Annotated in this window: 16 protein-coding genes and 1 pseudogene; 12 read left to right on the top strand and 5 right to left on the bottom strand. The window is 70.2% G+C overall.

All coding sequences use genetic code 11. The features are described from left to right. Nucleotides 1–31: 31 nt before the first annotated feature. A pseudogene (locus tag ACIREI_RS24590) lies at nucleotides 32–770 on the bottom strand (sugar kinase); the annotation flags it as partial. Nucleotides 771–905: 135 nt separating this feature from the next. On the opposite strand from ACIREI_RS24590, the gene ACIREI_RS24585 reads away from it, so the two are divergent. Further along, nucleotides 906–2,192 (top strand): amino acid deaminase, encoded by a 1,287-nt coding sequence (locus ACIREI_RS24585; protein ID WP_403336531.1) that lies wholly within the window; start codon nucleotides 906–908, stop codon nucleotides 2,190–2,192. 12 nt (nucleotides 2,193–2,204) lie between these two features. Further along, a complete protein-coding gene (locus ACIREI_RS24580) occupies nucleotides 2,205–3,827 on the top strand; it encodes an amidohydrolase family protein (RefSeq protein WP_403336528.1) in 1,623 nt (540 codons plus the stop codon). 5 nt (nucleotides 3,828–3,832) lie between these two features. On the opposite strand, the gene ACIREI_RS24575 is transcribed toward ACIREI_RS24580, so the two are convergent. Further along, nucleotides 3,833–4,762 carry a serine protease gene (locus ACIREI_RS24575; RefSeq protein WP_403336525.1) on the bottom strand — a complete coding sequence of 310 codons (930 nt, stop codon included), beginning with the start codon at nucleotides 4,760–4,762 and terminating at the stop codon, nucleotides 3,833–3,835. Nucleotides 4,763–5,225: 463 nt separating this feature from the next. Here ACIREI_RS24575 and ACIREI_RS24570 point away from each other — a divergent pair, with 463 nt between their 5' ends. Further along, nucleotides 5,226–5,360 (top strand): hypothetical protein, encoded by a 135-nt coding sequence (locus ACIREI_RS24570; protein WP_403336523.1) that lies wholly within the window; start codon nucleotides 5,226–5,228, stop codon nucleotides 5,358–5,360. A gap of 10 nt (nucleotides 5,361–5,370) precedes the next feature. On the opposite strand, the gene ACIREI_RS24565 is transcribed toward ACIREI_RS24570, so the two are convergent. Then, nucleotides 5,371–6,201: a hypothetical protein gene (locus ACIREI_RS24565; RefSeq protein WP_403336520.1), complete on the bottom strand. Its 831-nt coding sequence runs from the start codon at nucleotides 6,199–6,201 to the stop codon at nucleotides 5,371–5,373. Between the two features lie 126 nt (nucleotides 6,202–6,327). On the opposite strand from ACIREI_RS24565, the gene ACIREI_RS24560 reads away from it, so the two are divergent. The 6 genes from ACIREI_RS24560 to ACIREI_RS24535 all read left to right on the top strand — a co-directional run bounded on the left by ACIREI_RS24560 (nucleotide 6,328) and on the right by ACIREI_RS24535 (nucleotide 12,753). After that, nucleotides 6,328–7,539 (top strand): pyridoxal phosphate-dependent aminotransferase, encoded by a 1,212-nt coding sequence (locus ACIREI_RS24560; RefSeq protein ID WP_301997258.1) that lies wholly within the window; start codon nucleotides 6,328–6,330, stop codon nucleotides 7,537–7,539. A 72-nt stretch (nucleotides 7,540–7,611) separates the two neighbouring features. Further along, the gene (locus ACIREI_RS24555) at nucleotides 7,612–8,034 is read left to right on the top strand and encodes a hypothetical protein (RefSeq protein ID WP_403336517.1); all 423 of its coding nucleotides are present in this window, start codon (nucleotides 7,612–7,614) and stop codon (nucleotides 8,032–8,034) included. 297 nt (nucleotides 8,035–8,331) lie between these two features. Continuing rightward, nucleotides 8,332–9,396, top strand: a complete 1,065-nt coding sequence (locus tag ACIREI_RS24550) for a hypothetical protein (RefSeq protein WP_403336514.1) — start codon at nucleotides 8,332–8,334, stop codon at nucleotides 9,394–9,396. 15 nt (nucleotides 9,397–9,411) lie between these two features. Continuing rightward, nucleotides 9,412–10,587, top strand: coding sequence for a toxic anion resistance protein (locus ACIREI_RS24545; RefSeq protein ID WP_403336511.1), 1,176 nt, complete (start codon nucleotides 9,412–9,414; stop codon nucleotides 10,585–10,587). Then, complete coding sequence (locus tag ACIREI_RS24540) at nucleotides 10,584–12,128, top strand: substrate-binding domain-containing protein (RefSeq protein ID WP_403336508.1); 1,545 nt, start codon at nucleotides 10,584–10,586, stop codon at nucleotides 12,126–12,128. Before ACIREI_RS24545 ends, ACIREI_RS24540 begins: the two co-directional genes overlap by 4 nt. A gap of 19 nt (nucleotides 12,129–12,147) precedes the next feature. Next, a complete protein-coding gene (locus tag ACIREI_RS24535; protein ID WP_403336774.1) occupies nucleotides 12,148–12,753 on the top strand; it encodes a hypothetical protein in 606 nt (201 codons plus the stop codon). Here the strand turns inward: ACIREI_RS24535 and ACIREI_RS24530 are convergent. Continuing rightward, complete coding sequence (locus tag ACIREI_RS24530; RefSeq protein WP_403336506.1) at nucleotides 12,743–14,473, bottom strand: Ig-like domain repeat protein; 1,731 nt, start codon at nucleotides 14,471–14,473, stop codon at nucleotides 12,743–12,745. The two genes, ACIREI_RS24535 and ACIREI_RS24530, sit on opposite strands and share 11 nt — an antisense overlap. Nucleotides 14,474–14,787: 314 nt before the next feature. Beyond that, nucleotides 14,788–16,611 carry a phosphoenolpyruvate carboxykinase (GTP) gene (locus ACIREI_RS24525; RefSeq protein WP_403336503.1) on the bottom strand — a complete coding sequence of 608 codons (1,824 nt, stop codon included), beginning with the start codon at nucleotides 16,609–16,611 and terminating at the stop codon, nucleotides 14,788–14,790. 351 nt (nucleotides 16,612–16,962) lie between these two features. On the opposite strand from ACIREI_RS24525, the gene ACIREI_RS24520 reads away from it, so the two are divergent. The 3 genes from ACIREI_RS24520 to ACIREI_RS24510 all read left to right on the top strand — a co-directional run bounded on the left by ACIREI_RS24520 (nucleotide 16,963) and on the right by ACIREI_RS24510 (nucleotide 20,001). Beyond that, nucleotides 16,963–17,709, top strand: a complete 747-nt coding sequence (locus ACIREI_RS24520; RefSeq protein ID WP_403336500.1) for a hemolysin III family protein — start codon at nucleotides 16,963–16,965, stop codon at nucleotides 17,707–17,709. A 103-nt stretch (nucleotides 17,710–17,812) separates the two neighbouring features. After that, nucleotides 17,813–19,366: a DHA2 family efflux MFS transporter permease subunit gene (locus tag ACIREI_RS24515; protein ID WP_403336497.1), complete on the top strand. Its 1,554-nt coding sequence runs from the start codon at nucleotides 17,813–17,815 to the stop codon at nucleotides 19,364–19,366. A gap of 5 nt (nucleotides 19,367–19,371) precedes the next feature. Then, the gene (locus ACIREI_RS24510) at nucleotides 19,372–20,001 is read left to right on the top strand and encodes a TetR/AcrR family transcriptional regulator (protein WP_403336495.1); all 630 of its coding nucleotides are present in this window, start codon (nucleotides 19,372–19,374) and stop codon (nucleotides 19,999–20,001) included. The last annotated feature ends 10 nt before the right edge of the window (nucleotides 20,002–20,011 follow it).

The following is a 20,011-nucleotide window of genomic DNA, read 5'->3' as shown; positions in this document are numbered from 1 at the left end:
TTCGGCGTGTGCCGTGGTGCCTCAGTTGCGTGGTCGAAGAGTGTCGCGCCCCTCGCCCCCTCCTTCACCACCAGCACCCCCGGCTCCGGCAGCAGCGCGCGGATCGCCTCCGGCCCCCCGGTCACCCCCCAAGCCGCCTCCGCCTCGTCGGCACCCACGAAGACCAAGTCACAGGCCCGCGCCAGCTCCAGCAGCACCCTCGGCCCGTCGGCGTCCCGCCACAGCCCCGGGCGGTAGTTGACGTCGAAGGAGATGAGCGGGCCACCGGGCCGCCGGGCGACGAGTTCACGCAGCAGCTCCAGGCACCCACCCGACAGCGCCGCCGTGATCCCCGACAGATGCAGTACCCGCCCCGAACGCACCGCGCCAAGGTCCACGTTCTCCACGGACATCGCCGACGCCGCCGAACCCGCCCGGTAGTACGCCACCTCATGGGCCGCCGTGCCCCGGTCTCCCGCCGTGCGGAAGTACACCCCCGTCGGCCGCGCCGGATCCCGCCGTACGGCCGAGACGTCGACGCCGTACCCCCCGATCGCCTCCACCAAGTGGTCGCCGAACCCGTCCGCCCCCACCCGGCTCACCCACCGCACGCAGTGCCCGGCGGCGGCGAGCCCGCACGCGACATTGGACTCCGCACCCCCGATCCCCCGCTCGAACGACGGCACATCGGCGAGGCGTCCCGGACGGGTGGGCAGGAACGTGACCATGGACTCGCCGAGCGCGACAACGTCGACGACGTCGAGGGCATTGCACGGTCCGGTGACAGTCACGATCGTCGTGGCTCCTCGGCGGTTGCGCGGGACGCGGCTCCGTTGACCCCGCGTTGGCCGAGATGTTAGACAGCCGTAAGCGCTATACGCAATGAGCGTTGCATACAATGCAACCCCCCAGATCAGGGAGGCTCCATGACAGCCGACACCCCCTCCGAAGCACTCGCCCGCCTCGCAGAGGACCGCGTCGACCACCGCTTCAAGGGCCTCCCCCCGGACGCCGACGGCCTGACCGTCGGCGAGCTGGCCGCCCAGCGCCGCAACCTCTTCACCGGCGGCTTCGCCACCCCCGTGCTCGCGCTCTCCGCCGAGCGCCTGGAGCACAACCTCGACCTCATGGAGACGTACGCCGCGCGCCACGGCCTCGCCTTCGCGCCGCACGGCAAGACCTCCATGGCCCCCCAGCTGTTCCAGCGGCAGATCGAGCACGGGGCGTGGGGCATCACGCTCGCGGTGCCGCACCAGGTGCGGGTGGCGCGGGCGTACGGCACCCAGCGGGTCTTCCTCGCGAACGAGCTGGTGGACGCGGCCGCCCTGCGCTGGATCGCCGGCGAGCTGGCCGCCGATCCGGACTTCCGTCTCCTCTGTTACGTCGACTCCGTGCGCGGCGTGGAGCAGATGGACGCGGCGCTGCGGGACGCCGGGGCCGGTCGCCCGCTGGACGTCGTCGTCGAGCTGGCGGCCGGTGACGGCGCCCGTACCGGCGTGCGTACGGAAGCCGAATGCGCGGCCGTCGCGGACGCGGTGGCCGCCGTGTCCACGCTGCGGCTGGTCGGCGTCGCGGGGTACGAGGGCGAGGTTCCGCAGGCGAACCCCGAGCGGGTGCACGCATGGCTGCGCCGGCTCGTCACCCTCGCCGTCGAGTTCGACAAGGCGGGGCGGTTCGCGGGGCTGGACGAGATCGTCGTCAGCGCGGGCGGCAGCGCATGGTTCGACGCGGTGGCGGAGGTGTTCACCGAGATGCCCGAACTCTCCCTGCCCGTCCTGAAGTTGCTGCGCTCGGGCGCGTACGTCTCGCACGACGACGGCCACTACCGCAAGCTGACGCCGTTCAACCGGGTCCCGGAGGAGGGCGCCCTCGAACCCGCCTTCCGGCTGTGGGCCCAGGTCGTCTCCCGCCCCTCCCCCGAGCAGGCCTTCGTCAACGCGGGCAAGCGGGACGCGGCGTACGACCTCGATCTGCCGTTCGCCCAGGTGGTCCGCCGGGAGGGCGGTCCGGAACGCCCGGCGACCGGCATCTCGGTCACCGCCCTGTCGGATCAGCACGCCTGGCTGCGTACGACGCAGGAGGCGGACCTGGAGGTCGGGGACTGGCTCGGCATGGGGCTGTCCCATCCGTGCACGTCGTTCGACAAGTGGCAGCTGATTCCGGTCGCGGAGGCGGACGGGACGGTCGTCGACTACATCCGCACGTTCTTCTAGGGGGTGGCGGTCGTGGAAGAGCTCGTCATTCGGGACGCGGAGGTCGTGGACGGCGGCGGCGGTCCGTCCTACCGCGCCGATGTGGTCGTGGACGGCGGCCGGATCGTGTCCATCGTCCAGGAGGCGGCCGCCGCCGGCTGCCAACGGCCCAAGGCACGCCGGGAACTGGACGCGGAGGGTCTCGCCCTCTCCCCCGGCTTCATCGACATGCACGCCCACAGCGACCTGGCGCTGCTCCGGGACCCCGACCACAGCGCGAAGGCCGCACAGGGGGTCACTCTCGAAGTCATCGGCCAGGACGGCCTGTCGTACGCCCCCGTCGACGACCGCACCCTCGCCGAGGTCCGCCGCGCGATCACCGGCTGGAACGGCTCCGGCGACGACATCGACTTCGACTGGCGGACGGTGGGCGAGTACCTGGACCGCCTCGACGCCGGTTTCGAAGGCCGGGGCATCGCCGTGAACGCGGCGTACCTCATCCCCCAGGGGACGGTCCGCGCGCTCGCCGTCGGCTGGGAGGACCGGGAGGCGACGCCGGACGAGCTGGACCGGATGCGGCGGTTGGTCGCCGAGGGCATGGAGCAGGGCGCGGTCGGCATGTCGTCCGGGCTGACGTACACGCCGGGCATGTACGCCAAGGACGCCGAGCTGACGGAGCTGTGCCGGGTGGTGGCGTCGTACGGCGGCTACTACTGCCCGCACCACCGCTCGTACGGGGCCGGCGCCCTGGAGGCGTACGAGGAGATGGTGGCCCTGACGCGGGAGGCGGGCTGCCCCCTCCACCTGGCCCACGCCACGATGAACTTCGGCGTGAACAAGGGCCGGGCGCCGGAGCTGCTCTCCCTCCTGGACAAGGCGCTGGAGTCCGGAGCCGACATCACCCTCGACACCTACCCCTACACCCCCGGCTGCACAACTCTCGTCGCCATGCTGCCGAGCTGGGCGAGCGAGGGGGGACCCGAGGCGATCCTGGCCCGCCTCTCGGACGACGCGACGGCCGAGCGCATCCGCCACCACATGGAGGTCATCGGCGCGGACGGCTGCCACGGCGTGCCGATCGAGTGGGACACGATCGAGATCTCGGGCGTGAGCGACCCGGCGCTCGGGGACTTCGTCGGCCGTACGGTCGAACAGTCGGCGGCCGCACGCGGCGAGGCCCCCTGGGTGACCGCTCGCCGGCTGCTCCTGGCGGACCGGCTGGGCTCGACGATCCTGCAGCACGTGGGCCACGAGGAGAACGTACGGACCATCATGCGGCACCGCGTGCACATGGGCGGCTCGGACGGCATCCTGCGCGGTACGAAGCCGCATCCGCGGGCGTACGGCACGTTCCCGCACTACCTCGGCCGGTACGTACGGGAGTTGGGGATCCTGTCCCTGGAGGAGTGCGTGGCCCATCTGACCTCGCGCCCGGCGGCGCGGCTGCGGCTGCCGGACCGGGGGCTGGTCCGCGAGGGCCACCGGGCGGACCTGGTGCTGTTCGACCCGGCGACGGTAGCGGCGGGCTCCACTTTCGAGGAGCCACGCACGCTACCGACGGGCATCCCGTACGTCCTGATCGACGGCCGTTTCGTGATCGAGGACGGCCGCCGCACGGACGTACTGGCGGGACGGGCGATCCGTGGAACCGCGTAGCCGGGTTACGGCTTGGGCAGCACGCACCCGCTCGCGCTCAGGTCGAGCTTGTTGTCGACGCCGAAGCAGGCGGGGATCTGGTAGATCTGCTGGGCGTAGTTGATGCCCTGGCGGACGGTGACGTTGCCGCTCTCGTCGACCTCGCACGGGTTGTTGACCGTGCAGCGCTCGCCGTCCTCGTTGCCGGTGTTGTTGACGGCGACGACCTTGTTGGTGGCCTGGTCGATGACCGGGGAGCCGGAGGTGCCGCCGATGGTGTTGCAGGCGGAGGTGTAGCGGACGGAGTCCTTGAAGGTCCAGTCGCCTTCCTTGAGGCGGTACGCGAACCCGTCGATGTTGCAGTTGTACAGCCGCTTCCAGTAGCCGGAGGCGACGGTGATGGCGGTGCCGGCGACCGGGTGGGTCTCGGCCACGGTGAGCGCGTTGATGTTGTACGAGCTCTTGATCTGCCCGTACGTGGTGGTGAGTTGGTAGAAGGCGACGTCCGTGTCGGTCATCGTCCCGTAGGCGATCTTGCTGGCCCGCAGGGTGGCGACCCGGCTGCCCGAGGAGTTGAGCAGACTGAAGGTACGGCTGGAGGCCCGGTCGACCACGACCTGGCCGGGTCCGGGCATGCCGGTCTCCAGACAGTGGCCGTTGGTCATCACCAGCGCCGGGTCGTTGTCCTCCGAGTCCGAGAAGCGGACGACGGAGCCGGAACAGTTGCTGAGCGCGACGGTGCCCGCGAAGTTGACGGCCTGGACCTTGGGGTTCAGGACCTGGTCGAGGGTCTGCGCGGTGGATGCGACGGCGTCATTGACCACAGACGTGACACCGGCCGTGTCCGCGCTCTTGCCGAAGGACTCGGCCGAGTCCCCGGGAGCCGCGACCGCGGGTACGGCGCCGGCCCCGGCTATCGCCAGGGCGAGGAGGGCGGCGCCGAGCGGTTTTCTCATGTGGGGGTCCCCTCATACGAAGAGGGGTGACCGAAGAACTTCCGGTCACCCGCATTTTTGTCATGCGCATTGTCACCACATGAGGGGGGTACGGACAAGGACTTACTTACCGGTGAGTTCAAGCCGTAGGGGTTTCCCTATCACGGCGATCGGGGGGTTTTGAGCCGGCGGCGCAGGACGTTCACGAGAGGACGGTGAGATCACCACAGCGGGCACACCGGGGGCTCACGCGCCCTGGGAGGCCTCGATGTCCGCGCCATCGACGGTGCCGGCACTCGGGCCGAGGACGAACTCCGCCTGCCGACGCGGCCACCGAGCTGGAGTTCACCGGCCGGAGCACTCCCTCCGCACGCCCCGACGGCTCCCTGGCCGCCGTACTGGAGGACGGGCAGGGCGGCAGCGCCGTCTTGAGCTCCGGCTCGGGGACTGGTCCTGGCCTCTGCCTGAGCTGCTCCCGGAGAAGGTGACGCCGGCCAAGTGGCGTCGCCGGGGGCTGCCCTGGTACGCGAAACCGGTCCCGGACAGCGGCGGGCGCTTCGCGCTGCAGGTTGCCAAGACCGACCTCGTCAGGGCGGTCGCCAAGCACCTCACGCCCTGAGCGGCTTCCGCTACTTGGGCCCTTTGGTGTTGCCCTGCCCGCGGCCGGGATTGCCGTTGGCGTTTCCCGGGTCGGGCGTGGTCGGGGAGGCCGTGGGTGTGGTGGGGGCCGTGCTGCTCGTGGACGGGGTGGGTGAGGGCGTGCCGGCCTTGTCCGTGGGGTCGTCGGTGGCCGAGGGACTCGCCGAGGCGGTGGCGGGCGAAGAGCGTGACGGCTCGGTGGCGTCGGGCGGGCGGGCGCCGGCCGACGTGCCATCGGACGGTTCCGTCGGGTCCGCCGGGTCCGCCGGGTCATCCGCCGTCGGGCTCGTCCGGTCCTGCTTGACCTGCACGTCATCCTCCGGCGAAGAGCCGGACAGGGAGAACCCCGCTATCAGCGCCGCCGCCGACACCACGCCCACCGCACCGGCCATGACCGCCACGCGACGCGACTGCCAGGTGCTGGGCTTGCGCCGCGTGCCCCGGCCCGCACCCTCGCCCCGCCGACCAGGGCGTCCGTCGCCGAATCCGTAGTCGTGGTCGAGGTCGTGGTCATGGTCATGGTCGTAGTCGGCATTCGGGCCGTAGCTGTAGCTGTAGCTATAGCTATAGCTGTAGTCGTAACCGTCCCCCGCACCCTCGCCGCCGACCTCAGCCCTCACGGGGGCCGCCCCGCCCAGTGCCCCAGTGCCCGCGTCGGCCACCGGCGGCAGCTGCGCCGTCTCGTCGTACGCGTTCTGCCAGCCGTGTGCCGCCGCCGGATCCGCGTACTCCTCGTAGGCGGGGGATGCCGTCGGCTGCGGGAGGTACACGTTCGGCGGCGCCTGCGGTGGCTCGTTTTCGCGCTTGGGTGGCCTGGACATGACCGCGCATTCTAGGGACGGGAGCGGCCCGTGGGACAGCCACCGGCGATAACGGCCCAAACCCCCGCGTCTCACGTGTCGGAAAACACGGCCCGGTGGGCTTTACCGGGCCGTAAGCTCCTTGACATGCAGGTGATCCAGTCGACCAAGCTCGCCAACGTCTGTTACGAGATCCGGGGCCCGGTGCTCGAGGAGGCGATGCGGCTCGAGTCGGCGGGGCATCGGATCCTCAAGCTGAACACCGGGAACCCGGCCGCGTTCGGTTTCGAGTGTCCGCCCGAGATCCTGGAGGACATCCTCCGCAACGTGTCGACGGCCCATGGCTACGGCGACGCGAAGGGGCTGCTCGCGGCGCGCCGGGCCGTCGTCATGCACAACCAGACCCTCGGCATCGAGACCGACGTCGAGCACGTCTTCATCGGCAACGGCGTCTCCGAGCTCATCGTCATGGCGATGCAGGGGCTGCTTGATGATGGGGACGAGGTTCTCGTGCCCGCGCCCGACTACCCCCTGTGGACCGCCGCCGTGTCCCTGTCCGGCGGCACCGCCGTGCACTATCGGTGCGACGAGCAGTCCGACTGGATGCCCGACCTCGCCGACATCGAGCGCAAGGTCACCGACCGCACCAAGGCCATCGTCATCATCAACCCCAACAACCCGACGGGGGCCGTGTACGACGAGGCCATGCTCCGGGGGCTGACGGACATCGCCCGCCGGCACAACCTCCTCGTCTGCTCCGACGAGATCTACGACAAGATCCTGTACGACGGCGCCACGCACACCCCGACCGCCGCCGTCGCCCCCGACCTGCTCACCCTCACCTTCAACGGCATGTCGAAGGCCTACCGGGTCGCCGGGTACCGGGTGGGCTGGATGTCGATCTCGGGCCCCCGCGCCCACGCCGACTCCTACATCGAGGGCCTCACCATCCTCGCGAACATGCGGCTGTGCGCGAACATGCCCGGTCAGCACGGGGTCGTGGCCGCTCTCAGCGGACGGCAGACCATCAATGACCTGGTGCTGCCCGGGGGGCGGCTGAAGGAACAGCTGGATGTCGCGTACGAGCTGCTGACACAGATCCCCGGGGTGACGTGCGTACGGCCGAAGGGGGCGCTGTATCTCTTCCCGCGCCTCGACCCCAAGGTCTTCAAGATCAAGGACGACCGGCGAATGGTCCTGGACCTGCTGCGGCGCGAAAAGATCATGGTCGTCCAGGGCAGCGGCTTCAACTGGCCGGAGTCGGATCACTTCCGGGTGGTGACCCTGCCGACGGTCACGGATCTACGGGACGCGGTGGGGCGGATCGGGCGATTCCTGGACGGATACAGCCAGCCGTAGATCTTTTGCGCTCGCTCAACTTTAGACGGAATCTAAGCTAGGATGGCTTCCTGACAGCACAGGAGGCCATCCATGTACGAACCGATCCGCACCAAGTCGGTCCACAGCACGATGGCCGGCTCGACCTCCGACTTTCCGCACCGTTCGCGCGAGGAGGAGCTGGACATCCAGCTCGCGGGGCACCTCGCGGCGCTGCTGGCCGTCACCGATGAGCTGCGCGCGGCGGCGCCCTCCGCCGACGTGGACGAGGCGGCCGAGCGGCTCGCCGCGCAGGTGACCCGGTTGCGGAGCGGGGTGACGCCGGCCCGCATGTCCGCGGCACCCTCGGGCACCGACCTCACCGCCCTGCACCAGCGGGCACACGCCCTCGCGGGCCGCGCGCTGGTCGTTGCCGCGTCTCGTGCGGATACGGCTGCCGCGATCCTCGCCGCCGAGCGTATGGACGCGCATGCCGCCGCGCTGGCCGAGTCGGAGGAATTGACCGGCGTCGGCTGACACCCCCTGAACGGCCCCGGTCCGCGTGCACCCGCAGCGACGCGCGGACCGGGCGCCACGAGTTCACTGCGTTGGCTTTGGCCGACATTCGCCCTCGCCATAGGGGAGCTGTCGTGTCGCGGCTTGCGGTTCGGTGTGGCTTGTCGCGCCCACGCGGCGGAGCCGCATATCGACGCAGCCCCGCGCCCCTGAAAAGCGGGGCGTTGCCGCCCCCCGTGTTGTACCGAGACCGGCACGACGCCTGCCGTTCACCCCTTTCGGCGGGGAACGTTGGATTCCGGGAGCACTCTTCCCTGCGTGAGACGTATCGCAGGGATCGTCCTCGCGGTTCTGCTGATCGGTGGCGTGGTGGCCGCCGTCGTCGCGGGTCGCAGTGATGAGGACAACGGCACGGCAACGAAGACCGTGCGCGCGGTGATCGGATCGGAGAAGGCGGAGTTCTTCGCCGATCCCGACGTGGTGAAGGCCCTCGCCGCCAAGGGCTACACCGTGAAGGCCGAGACCTCCGGGTCGTGGGCCATGGAGGGGCTGGACCTCAAGGGGTACGACCTCGCGCTGCCGTCGAGCCAGGCGCCGGCCGCCGAACTCGCCGCGAAGTACAAGGTGACGGGGGCCCTCCCCCGCCCCTTCTACTCGCCCCTGGTCGTCGTGGCGCACAAGAACGCCGCCGAGGTGCTCGCGGCGAACGGCCTCGCCGCGCTGGAGGAGGCGCACCGGGGCACGCTGAGGATGGCCGCCTATCTGGACGCCGCCCGCACCGACCGCACCTGGCAGCAGCTCAAGGGGGCCGAGAAGTACGGGGAGTTGACGGGCACGCTCTACCTGTCCAGCACCGACCCCGAGACCTCCAACTCCGGCGCCCTCTATCTCGCGGCCGCCTCCTACGTCGCGAACGGCGGCAAGGTCGTCGCCACCGACGCCGAGGTCGATCGCACCGCACCGCTGCTGCGCAAGCTGGTCAGTGTGCAGGGCGCCCAGCAGGCCGGCAGCGACGCCGCCTTCCGGGACTTCGTCAGCGGTGCCGGCAATCCGCTCGTCGTGGTCTACGAGTCGCAGGTCGCCTCGCTGTCGGCGGACGGGCAGAAGCCCGACGACCTGGTCGTCCTCTACCCCGACACCACGGTCAACAGCGACCACACCGCCGTACCGCTCACCGAGAATGGCAAGGCAGTGGCCGAACTCCTCTCCTCGGACCCGAAGTTGCGCGAGCTGGTGGTCCGGCACGGCTTCCGGCCGCAGGGCGGCGCCGCCGAGTTCACCTCGGACACCACCTACCTCAAGCAGGAGCTGACCGGCGTCCGCCAGGCGCCCGTGCCCACCGCCAAGGTGCTGCACGAGCTGGCGCGACGGGCGCGCGGATAAGGGGGACAGCAGCTCATGAACAGCAACGACGACACCTTCACCCTCACGCCGCCCGAGCCCGTGGCCACGGTGCCGCGGGAGAAGGCGGGCGGGCTCGTCCCCGTGGACGACGCCGTCCGTACCGACATGGCCGAGAAGGCCTCCGCCTATGTGGAGGAGCTCGCGGCGCTCGACGCCCGCTCCCCCGAGTTCGCCGGCAAGGTCGGCGAGATCACCGCCCTGGGTGCGGGTGAGATGCGCACCGCCGCCGCGCAGTCCAACCGCATGCTGGAGAGGACCGTCCGGAGCCTGCCCGACAAGGGCGGGGACGCCCAATCGCAGGTCGCGGGCTCGCTCGTGGAACTGCGGCGGGTGGTCGAGGACCTGGATCCGAGGGATCTGCCCGCCGCCAAGGGGCGCAAGTTCCTCTCCCGGCTCCCCGGCGGGAACAGGCTGCGCGACCACGTCGCCAAGTACGCCTCCGCGCAGGGGACCCTCAACAAGATCGTGGGGTCCCTGCGGGGTGGACAGGACGAGCTGCGCCGGGACAACGCCGCGCTGCAGACCGAGCGGGTGCGCCTGTGGGAGACCATGGGCAAGCTCCAGGAGTACGTCGTCCTCACACAGGCCCTGGACACCGCCGTCGAGCGGCACATCGCCGGGGTCGACGGGAGCGACCCGCAGCAGGCGGACTCCCTGCGGGCCGACGTCCTCTTCCCGGTCCGGCAGAAGCACCAGGACCTGCTCACCCAGCTCGCCGTGTGCGCGCAGGGCTACCTCGCCATGGACGTCGTACGACGCAACAACGAGGAGCTGATCAAGGGCGTCGACCGGGCGGCCACGACCACCGTCTCGGCGCTGCGGATCTCCGTGATGCTGGCGTCCGCGCTCGACAACCAGAAGAAGGTCGTCGAGCAGGTCAACGCCCTGCGCGGGACCACGGAGGAGCTCATTCGGGGCAATGCCGAGATGCTCGCCACGCAGGGCGGCGAGATCCAGCGCATCGCCGCCGACCCGGCGGTGGGAGCGGAGACCCTCCGCAGCGCCTTCCAGCAGATCTACCGCACGCTCGACGCCATCGACACCTACAAGGTCCAGGCGACCGAGGCGATGGCGACGACGGTGGAGAACCTGACCGCGGAACTGCGGCACGCGAGCGCCTACTTGGAGCGCAGCCGCTCCCAGGGTGCGCTGGAAGGCGGGCTCGGATGAGAGCACGACTGTTCGCCCCCGCGCTCGCCGCGCTGGCCCTGCTGACCGCCTGCACCTCGCAACAGGCCGACGACGACCCGAACCCGAACGCCCCGCAGCCCGGCACCCTCCGCGTCCTCGCCTCCAGCGAGCTCAGTGACATGAGCCCGGTCCTCGACCGGATCGCCGACGACACCGGCATCAAGGTGCGGCCCACCTACATGGGCACCCTCGACGCGGTGGAACTGCTGGCGAAGGGCAAGGCGGACGGGCAGTACGACGCGCTGTGGCTGTCCTCCAACGACTATCTGCGGCTGCGCCCCGACGCGGCGAAGAAGGTCGTGTCGCAGACGCCGGTCATGTCGAGCCCGGTCGCCGTCGGGGTCAGGTCGACGACGCTCGGCTCGCTGGGCTGGCAGCCCGAGGACGTCACCTGGTCGCAGATCGAGCAGGCCGTCCAGGACGGCAGGCTGACCTACGGCATGACCGATCCCGCCCGCTCCAACTCCGGCTTCGCCACGCTCGTCTCGGTCGCCTCGGCCCTCTCGGGCGCCCAGTCCGCGCTCACCGACACGGACGTCGACAGGGCCACGCCCCGCCTCAAGGAGTTCTTCCAGGGGCAGAAGCTGACGTCGGGTTCCTCGGGCTGGCTGGCGACGGCGTACGAGCGGCGCGGGAACGTCGACGCCCTGCTCAACTACGAGTCCGTCCTCAAGGGCATCCCGGGCCTGACCGTGATCCGCCCCAAGGACGGCGTCGTCACCGCCGACTACCCGCTCTCCTCCCTCGCCTCGACGAACGCGGCGATCCGCGAGGACGTCCGGCGCATCACCGAGGCGCTGCGCACCGAGGACATCCAGCGGCTGATCACCGAGCGCACCCACCGCCGCCCGGTCGTCGCCTCGGTCCCGCCCGCGTCCGGCCTCGACACCAGCCGCCGACGCGAACTGCCCTTCCCGGGCAGCCGTTCCGTCGCCGACGGCCTGCTCGACTCGTACGAGAACGATCTGCGCCGCCCGTCCAGGACCGTCTACGTACTCGACACCTCGGGCTCCATGGAGGGCGACCGCCTCGAGCAGCTGAAGCGGGCGCTCACCGACCTCACCGGCGACTTCCGCGAACGCGAGGAGGTCACGCTGATGCCCTTCGGGTCGGACGTGAAGAGCGTGCGGACCCATGTCGTCGACCCGGCGGATCCGAAGGCCGGTCTCGACGGGATCAGGAAGGACACCAAGGAGCTCGAAGCCGAGGGCGACACCGCGATCTTCACCTCATTGCAGAAGGCGTACGACCATCTGCGCACCGACAAGGACACGTTCACGTCGATCGTGCTGATGACGGACGGCGAGAACACGGCGGGCGCGGACGCCGGGGAGTTCGACACCTTCTACCGGAACGGTCTGACGCCCGCCGGGAAGCAGATCCCCGTCTTCCCCATCCTCTTCGGCGACTCCGACCGGTCCGAGCTGGAGCACATCGCCGAGCTGACCGGCGGCCGCCTCTTCGACGCCCAGGAGGGCTCGCTGGACGGCGCCTTCGAGGAGATCCGTGGCTACCAATGAGTCCGCTCCGGGCAAGGCACTGGCGTACCTGGAGTCCCGCAAGAACATCGCGGGGAGCGCGTGCGGGGTCGTCGGGCTCGTGCTGACCTTCGCGGGGGTCGCGGGGCCGTACTGGCCCGTCGTCGTCGCCGGCCTCTACGGCGCGGGCGCGCTGATCGCCCCGCCGGAGCGGCCCGCGCTGCCCGACTTCCCGGATCCGTCGGCCCAACTCGACGAAGTGCGGGACGACTTCGAGAGGCTGCGCGGCTATCTGACGGACGTCGAGCTGTCGGTCACGGTGGCCGCGCGACTGCGTGAACTCACCGAGCTGCTGGGCGCGTTGCTCGACCGGGGCTGGGTGGCCGAGCTGCTCGCGCACGACCCGGAGGGCGTGCACGTGCTCTCCCGGATCGTGCGGCGCGATCTTCCCGAGGCCGTCGACAGTTTCGTACGGACGCGGTGGTGGACGCGGATGACGCCCGGCACCGAGTCGCCCGAACTCCATCTGGAGCGCCAGCTCGGCCTGTTGAAGAAGGACGCCGAGCGCCTGGCGGCGGGCCTGCGCGAGGTGGAGGCCCGCCGCCAGGAGTCCCACACCCGCTATCTGGAGGACCGGGGCGGGACCGGAGGCGGCCTTACCGCCTGACGTACACCGTCGCCGAGGCGGACGACGCGCTGTGCAGGTCGTCGCCCGGCCAGCTGACCGTGTAGTCCGCGTCGCCCCGGGTGCGCGGCAGGTCGTTGATCGTGAACGTGCCGTCGGCGCCGACCGTCACCGACGACAGCGTGCCGGTGCCGAGCCGGTCAATCCGGGTGACCTTGAGGACCGCCCGGTCGGGCAGCGCCTTGCCCTGTGCGGTGAAGGTGCCGGTGATCTCGACGCCCGTGCTCAGCGAGCCCTCCTCGGGCGCGGTGAGCGCGATCGACGTGGGCGCCTTGCCGACGGACACCGTGGTGGTGACGTCCTCGGCGGGGCGGTGGGTCAGGTCGCCGAGGTAGGAGACGGTGTAGGTCGCGTCGCCGACGAGGTCGGGCTCGTCGAGGACGGTGAACGTGCCGTCGGCCTTGACGGTGAAGGTGCCCAGGTCGTGGGCGCCGGTGGCGTCGGTGCGGGTCGCATTGACCTTCAGGGGCTCGGCGGGCGCCGGGCCGTCCTGCTCCAGCTTGCCGCGCACGGCGAGCGGTTCGCCCGCGACGGCCTGGGCGGGGCTGTGCGTGAGGCCGCCGGTGAAGCGGGCGTCGTACTGGACGGCCGGGGGCTGGATGATGTGCAGCCAGTACTGGGTGCCGACCGCGTTGGTGGTCACCGCGAACAGCCGGGAGCCGTCGGCCGACCACTCCATGCCGCGCGGTACGACCTTGTCGCCGTCGAGGCTGCCCTCGAAGACGAACTCCAGCGGGGCGGTGGCGTCGGCCGGGTCGGCGGGCTGGACCAGCAGGTCGGGCGTGGAGCCGGTGGCCGAGGCGCCGCGCGCGATGTACTTGCCGTCGCCGCTGAAGGCGACCGAGCTGGCGGCGGCGCCGGACGGCAGCGCCTGGTAGCCGGTCGCCGCGTCCGACAGGTCGTCGGCGTTCAGCAGCCGGGTGCCGTACGCGGCGTCGGCGACGGCGACCTTGGCGCCGTCCGGGGAGAACGCCATGTCCTTGAAGTCCAGGGCGCCCTTGCCGTCGCTGTCGGCGAAGCGGCGCGCGGCATTGCGTACGAGGCTGTCGCCGCTGGTGTCGAAGACCGTGACGAAGGGGTTGGGCGCGTTCGCGTTGAGCGGCTGGCCCATGAGCATCCTGTTGCCGGGGCCGGACTCCAGCTGGAGCTCGCCGGAGTCGTTCCAGCCGGTGCGGGTGAGGGCGCCGTTGACGACCCCGTCCACGTAGGTGCCGGCGGTGGCGCACTGGGAGACGTACTGGGAGTACGGCGTCGTGAAGTACAACTGGCCGCCGGAGTGGGCGAGATCACGACCGCAGGTGTCGGTGTTCGCGTAGGCGACGTGGGTCTTCTGGAAGGTGGTGGTGTCGTACGACTCGATCCGGTCGCGCAGACCGGCGTAGACCTTGGACGCGTCGGCGCTCAGCGCCAGGCCCGAGACATGGTTGGTCGTGGTGATCGTCGTGAGGCGTTCGCCCTGGAAGTTGTAGACGGCGATGGTGCCGCTGTTCCCGGAGTAGCTGGTGTTGCTGTCCGCGACGAAGATCCGCTCGTGGACGTTGTCGACCGCCAGCGCCGAGTACGACGAGATCGGCAGCTTGACCACGGCGTCCGAGGCCGCCGCGTGGGCCGCGGGTGCGGCGGCGACGGTCAGGCCGGTCCCGGCGAGTGTGGCGGCGAGCAGCGTGGCCGCGAGGCGTCTGGGACGGTGTGCTGTATTCAACTGTGCCCCCCACAGGCTGAATTGAGTGCTCACTGAGATCAGTGACACTCGTGTGTTGAACATGTAACAGCCATGAAGATCCTGCGATCAAGGGGCGCGACGGCAGAAGGTTGCCGGATACAGGCGAGGGCCTGTCACCGCGCGCTTCCCTCGATGCGGACGGGAACGCAGCGACAGGCCCAGAGCCCCGCACGCCGTTGTACGGAACCTCGCCGGTCTGTGGTGCTGTTCGGTGCGGTCACCGCGGCCGGCCGTGACGATGTTGCTGGTCAGGGCACGATCGGAGCCGGCCGCGGCGTCTTCGGGGGCTGTGCTCAGCCCAGGCGCTGCACCAGCGCGTGGTACTCGTCCCACAGCTCCTTCGGCGTGTGGTCGCCGAAGGTGTTGAGGTGGTCGGGGACGAGCGCTGCCTCCTCGCGCCAGACCTCCTTGTCGACGGTGAGGAGGAAGTCGAGGTCGGAGTCGCCCAGTTCGAGGCCGTTGGTGTCCAGGGCGCCCTTGGCCGGGAGGATGCCGATCGGGGTCTCGACGCCCTCGGCCTTGCCCTCCAGGCGCTCGACGATCCACTTCAGGACACGGCTGTTCTCGCCGAAGCCGGGCCAGACGAACTTGCCCTCGTCGTTCTTGCGGAACCAGTTGACGTAGTAGATCTTCGGCAGCTTCGACTGGTCCTTGCCCTTGGCCACGTCGACCCAGTGGGCCATGTAGTCGCCCATGTTGTAGCCGCAGAAGGGGAGCATCGCGAACGGGTCGCGGCGCAGCTCGCCGACCTTGCCCTCGGCGGCGGCGGTCTTCTCGCTCGCCACGTTGGCGCCGAGGAACACGCCGTGGTTCCAGTCGAAGGACTCCGTCACCAGCGGTACGGCGGTGGCGCGGCGGCCGCCGAAGAGGATCGCCGAGATCGGCACGCCCCTGGGGTCCTCCCACTCGGGCGCGATGATCGGGCACTGGGAGGCCGGAACGGTGAAGCGGGCGTTGGGGTGGGCGGCCGGCGTCTCCGACCGGGGCGTCCAGTCGTTGCCCTTCCAGTCCGTCAGGTGGGCCGGGGTCTCCTCCGTCATGCCCTCCCACCAGATGTCGCCGTCGTCCGTCAGCGCCACGTTGGTGAAGACCGAGTTGCCCCACAGCGTCTTCATCGCGTTGGCGTTGGTGTGCTCACCGGTGCCGGGCGCGACGCCGAAGAAGCCGGCCTCGGGGTTGATGGCGTACAGACGGCCGTCCTCGCCGAAGCGCATCCAGGCGATGTCGTCGCCGATCGTCTCGACGGTCCAGCCGGAGATGGTGGGCTCCAGCATGGCGAGGTTGGTCTTGCCGCAGGCGCTCGGGAAGGCGGCGGCGACGTACTTCGACTCACCGGTGGGCGGGGTCAGCTTCAGGATGAGCATGTGCTCGGCGAGCCAGCCCTCGTCACGGGCCATGACGGAGGCGATGCGCAGGGCGTAGCACTTCTTGCCGAGCAGGGCGTTGCCGCCGTAGCCGGAGCCGTAGGACCAGATCTCGCGGCTCTCCGGGAAGTGGGAGATGTACTTGGTCTGGTTGCAGGGCCAGGGGACGTCCTCCTGGCCTTCCTCCAGCGGGGCGCCGACGGAGTGCACGGCCTTCACGAAGAAGCCGTCCTCACCGAGCTCGTCGAGGACGGCCTGGCCCATGCGGGTCATGGTGCGCATGGAGACGGCGACGTAGGCCGAGTCGGTGATCTCGACGCCGATCGCGGAGAGTTTCGAGCCGAGCGGGCCCATGCAGAACGGGACGACGTACATCGTCCGGCCGCGCATCGAGCCGCGGAAGACGCCCTTCTCGCCGGAGAAGACCTCACGCATCTGGGCGGGGTCCATCCAGTGGTTCGTCGGTCCCGCGTCCTGCTCCTTCTCGGAGCAGATGAAGGTCCGGTCCTCGACGCGCGCGACGTCGGTCGGGTCGGAGGCGGCGTAGTACGAGTTGGGGCGCTTGATCGGGTCGAGCTTCTTGAAGGTGCCCTTCGCGACGAGCTCCTCGCACAGGCGGTCGTACTCGGCCTCGGATCCGTCACACCAGACCACGCTGTCCGGCTGCGTCAGTTCAGCGATCTCGTTCACCCACGAGACCAGTGCCTGGTGGTTTGTGGGGACGACGGGGGGAGCCGCGATGTCGCGCGCCACGGTTGCTCCTAAGTGAGGGATTTTGTCCTGAATATGCCCTTGTATGCCCCGTGGGGGCCGCGACCCGGATGCTTCGCGGACGGGAGGACTGGATCCGCCAACCCGATCTTCCGCGCTCATCCGGTGCCGACCGCACTCATTTGATCATCCGACGCGTCTGCGCATATGTCCAGAGGGCGTCACAGGTGAGCGGCGTGAGCATCGCCACTCATCCAGATGTTTTCGATGCGTCACCACGGCTTCACCCCGGGTGCGCCCATTCCGGGTACCCCATGAGACGATGGCCACTTCCGAGCGGTCATCTGGCCACCCTGATACGTCACTTACGGACCCGTAGGTACGATGCCCCGCATGACGTCGCCCGCCCCCGACGCGCCCACGGACTCACCGGCCGCCGGCCGGGGTCCCGCCGCGTCCTCCCTGCCACACCAGATCGCGCACCACGCCCAGCACCTCACGGACGAGATCAAGCCCAAGCTCCGCGGCTGGCTGCACCTGGGCATGTTCCCGGCCGCGCTCGTCGCGGGCCTGGTGCTCACCGCCCTCGCGGACTCGACGAGAGGCCGTATCGCCTGCGGGATCTTCGCCCTCACGGCCTGCCTGCTGTTCGGCGTGAGCGCGCTGTACCACCGGGGCACCTGGAGCCCGCGCATGGACGGCGTCCTGCGCAGACTCGACCACGCGAACATCTTCCTGATCATCGCGGGCACCTACACGCCGCTGACGATGCTGCTCCTGCCGGGGGCCAAGGGTCAGTGGCTGCTGTGGGGCATCTGGGCCGCGGCGGCCGCGGGCATCGTCTTCCGCGTCTTCTGGGTCGGCGCCCCGCGCTGGCTCTACACCCCCTGCTACATCGCGATGGGCTGGGCGGCCGTCTTCTTCCTGCCGGACTTCATGCGCACCGGCGGCATCGCGGTGCTGGTCCTGGTGATCGTCGGCGGCGTGCTCTACAGCGCGGGCGGCGTGATCTACGGCATCAAGCGCCCGAACCCGTCACCGCGCTGGTTCGGCTTCCACGAGGTGTTCCACTCCTTCACCCTGGCGGCCTTCATCACGCACTACGTCGGAATCTCGCTGGTGGCTTACCAGCACGGGTGACCCACGCGCAGCTTCGTTCAGGGCCACGGCTTGCGAGCCGTGGCCCTTTTTGCATGCCGAAACCGATTGACAGTCACTCTATTTTGAGAGCTACTCTCATTTCATGGAAACTGCCACTCCGGACCCTCGCCGTTGGTGGGCGCTCGGCGCCCTCGTCGCCAGCATGCTGACACTCGGCTTCGACATGACGATCCTCAACGTGGCGCTGCCGACGATGGCCGCCGATCTTGGCGCCGGCACCGGCCAACAGCAGTGGATGGCGGACGCGTACGTCGTCGTCTTCGCCGCGCTGATGCTGCCCGCGGGCCTGCTCGGAGACCGCTTCGGGCGGCGGCGGATGCTGATCACCGGCCTCGGGATATTCCTCGCCGGCTCGCTGGTCGGCGCGCTCGCCGACGACGTGAACGCGGTGATCGCCGCGCGTGCGGTGATGGGCGTGGGCGCGGCTCTGGTCACCCCGCTCTCGCTCTCCGTGCTGCCCACGCTCTTCGGCCCCGAGGAGCGCACCAAGGCCGTCGGCATCACCTCTGCCGCCTCCGCGCTCGGCCTGCCGCTCGGCCCGATCATCGGCGGCTGGCTGCTGAACCACTTCTGGTGGGGCTCGGTCTTCCTGATCAACGTCCCGATGGCCGCGATCGGCATCGCCGCCTGCGTCTTCCTGCTCCCGGAGACGAAGGACCCCGCCTCCCCGAAGGTCGACACCCTCTCCACCGCGCTCGCCGTGACCGGGCTCGGCGCCCTCGTCTACGCGATCATCGAGGCGCCGACCCGCGGCTGGGGCGACCCGGTGGTCCTGGGCATGCTCGGGGCGGCCGTGCTCCTGATCGCCGCGCTGGTGCTGCGCGAACGCCGGGTCGAGCGCCCCATGCTCGACATGACCCTGCTCGCCCACCGCGGCTTCCTGTTCAACACCGTCGCCGCGACCCTGGTGACGTTCATCCTGACGGGCCTGCTGTTCGTGCTGCCGCCCTACCTCCAGGCCGTCCTCGGCCACGACGCGCTGGGCACCGGCGTACGGCTGCTGCCGATGATGGGCGGACTGCTCGTCGCCTCCCGCCTCGCCCCGCAGGTCGTCGCCCGCTTCAGTGCGCGTGCCGCGGTGAGCGCGGGCCTGGTGGTGCTGGCCTTCGCCGGGATCCTCGGCAGCCGTACGACCGCGGACTCCGGCTACGGATTCGTCGCGCTGTGGCTCACCATCACCGGCCTCGGCTTCGGCCTCTCGCTCATCCCCGCCATGAACGGCGGCCTGAGCGCCCTGCCCCGCGACCGCGCCGGCAGCGGCTCCGGACTGCTGATGACCATGCGTCAGGTCGGCGGTGCGATCGGCATCGCGCTGCTCGGCAGCCTGCTCGCCGGCGCCTTCCGGGACCGGCTCGACGTCACCGGGCTGCCCGCGCAGGCCGCCGACACCGCCGGGGAGTCCGTGGTCGCGGCGCACCTCGTCGCCGAGCGGGCGAGCCCCGAAAAGGCAGCGGAGCTCGCCGCCTCCGCGAACAGCGCCTACGTCCACGGCATGGGCGTGGTCCTGCTGGTGTGCGGCATCGCGGCCCTCGTCTCCGCGCTGCTGGCGGCGGCTTTCCTGCCGGCCACACCTCGTCCGACCGAGACCTCCACGCCTCCTGACATGGCTGACGCGCAGGCCGATGCTCGACAATGAGCCCCATGACACCCGCAGGTTCCCTCCCCCTCCCCGACGGCCCTCAGCTGGGACTTCGTGAGCGGAAGAAGATCAAGACCCGGATGGCGATCCGCACCGCGACCTACGCCCTGATCGAGGAACAGGGCTACGACGCCACCACGGTCGAGCAGATCGCCGAGCGCGCGGAGGTGTCGCCGTCCACGGTCTTCCGCTACTTCCCGACCAAGGAGGACATCGTCCTCACGGACGAGTACGACCCGATCCTGCTGGACGAACTGCGCAAGCGGCCGGCGGACGAGCCGTGGATGGAGTCACTGCGGTACGTCATGAGGCTGGCCATCAGCACCGGGCTGGAGCAGGAGCCCGAGGCCACCCGGCTGCGGTCGCACCTCATGGTCCAGGTCCCCGCGGTGCGCTCCCGCATGCTGGAGAGCATGTCGGTCACCGGCCGGATGCTCTCCGAGGCCGTCGCCGATCGCACCGGCCTGCCGCGGGACAACTTCGAGGTGCGGGTCTTCACGAACTCCCTCATCGGTGGCCTCGCGGAGATCTCCCTGTACTGGGCCGAGAACGACTTCAAGGACGATCTCCGCGACCTCCTCGACCGCGCCCTGGACGTGATCGAGCACGGTCTCCCCGCGAAAAACAGCTGAGGCACGAGCC

It is taken from the genome of Streptomyces sp. NPDC093591 (assembly GCF_044764885.1).
In the GTDB taxonomy this organism is placed as follows: Bacteria; Actinomycetota; Actinomycetes; order Streptomycetales; family Streptomycetaceae; genus Streptomyces.
Note: the sequence above shows the minus strand (reverse complement) of the source record. Positions and strands in the feature narration are given on the sequence as shown.

What these genes read in the sequence shown, in the direction of transcription:
- ACIREI_RS24585 (WP_403336531.1), top strand. Translation starts at nt 906, where the DNA reads ATGACAGCCGACACCCCCTCCGAAGCACTCGCCCGCCTCGCAGAGGAC.
- ACIREI_RS24545 (WP_403336511.1), top strand. Translation starts at nt 9,412, where the DNA reads ATGAACAGCAACGACGACACCTTCACCCTCACGCCGCCCGAGCCCGTG.
- ACIREI_RS24575 (WP_403336525.1), bottom strand. Translation starts at nt 4,762, where the DNA reads ATGAGAAAACCGCTCGGCGCCGCCCTCCTCGCCCTGGCGATAGCCGGG.
- ACIREI_RS24560 (WP_301997258.1), top strand. Translation starts at nt 6,328, where the DNA reads ATGCAGGTGATCCAGTCGACCAAGCTCGCCAACGTCTGTTACGAGATC.
- ACIREI_RS24565 (WP_403336520.1), bottom strand. Translation starts at nt 6,201, where the DNA reads ATGTCCAGGCCACCCAAGCGCGAAAACGAGCCACCGCAGGCGCCGCCG.
- ACIREI_RS24510 (WP_403336495.1), top strand. Translation starts at nt 19,372, where the DNA reads ATGACACCCGCAGGTTCCCTCCCCCTCCCCGACGGCCCTCAGCTGGGA.
- ACIREI_RS24515 (WP_403336497.1), top strand. Translation starts at nt 17,813, where the DNA reads ATGGAAACTGCCACTCCGGACCCTCGCCGTTGGTGGGCGCTCGGCGCC.
- ACIREI_RS24540 (WP_403336508.1), top strand. Translation starts at nt 10,584, where the DNA reads ATGAGAGCACGACTGTTCGCCCCCGCGCTCGCCGCGCTGGCCCTGCTG.
- ACIREI_RS24520 (WP_403336500.1), top strand. Translation starts at nt 16,963, where the DNA reads ATGACGTCGCCCGCCCCCGACGCGCCCACGGACTCACCGGCCGCCGGC.
- ACIREI_RS24555 (WP_403336517.1), top strand. Translation starts at nt 7,612, where the DNA reads ATGTACGAACCGATCCGCACCAAGTCGGTCCACAGCACGATGGCCGGC.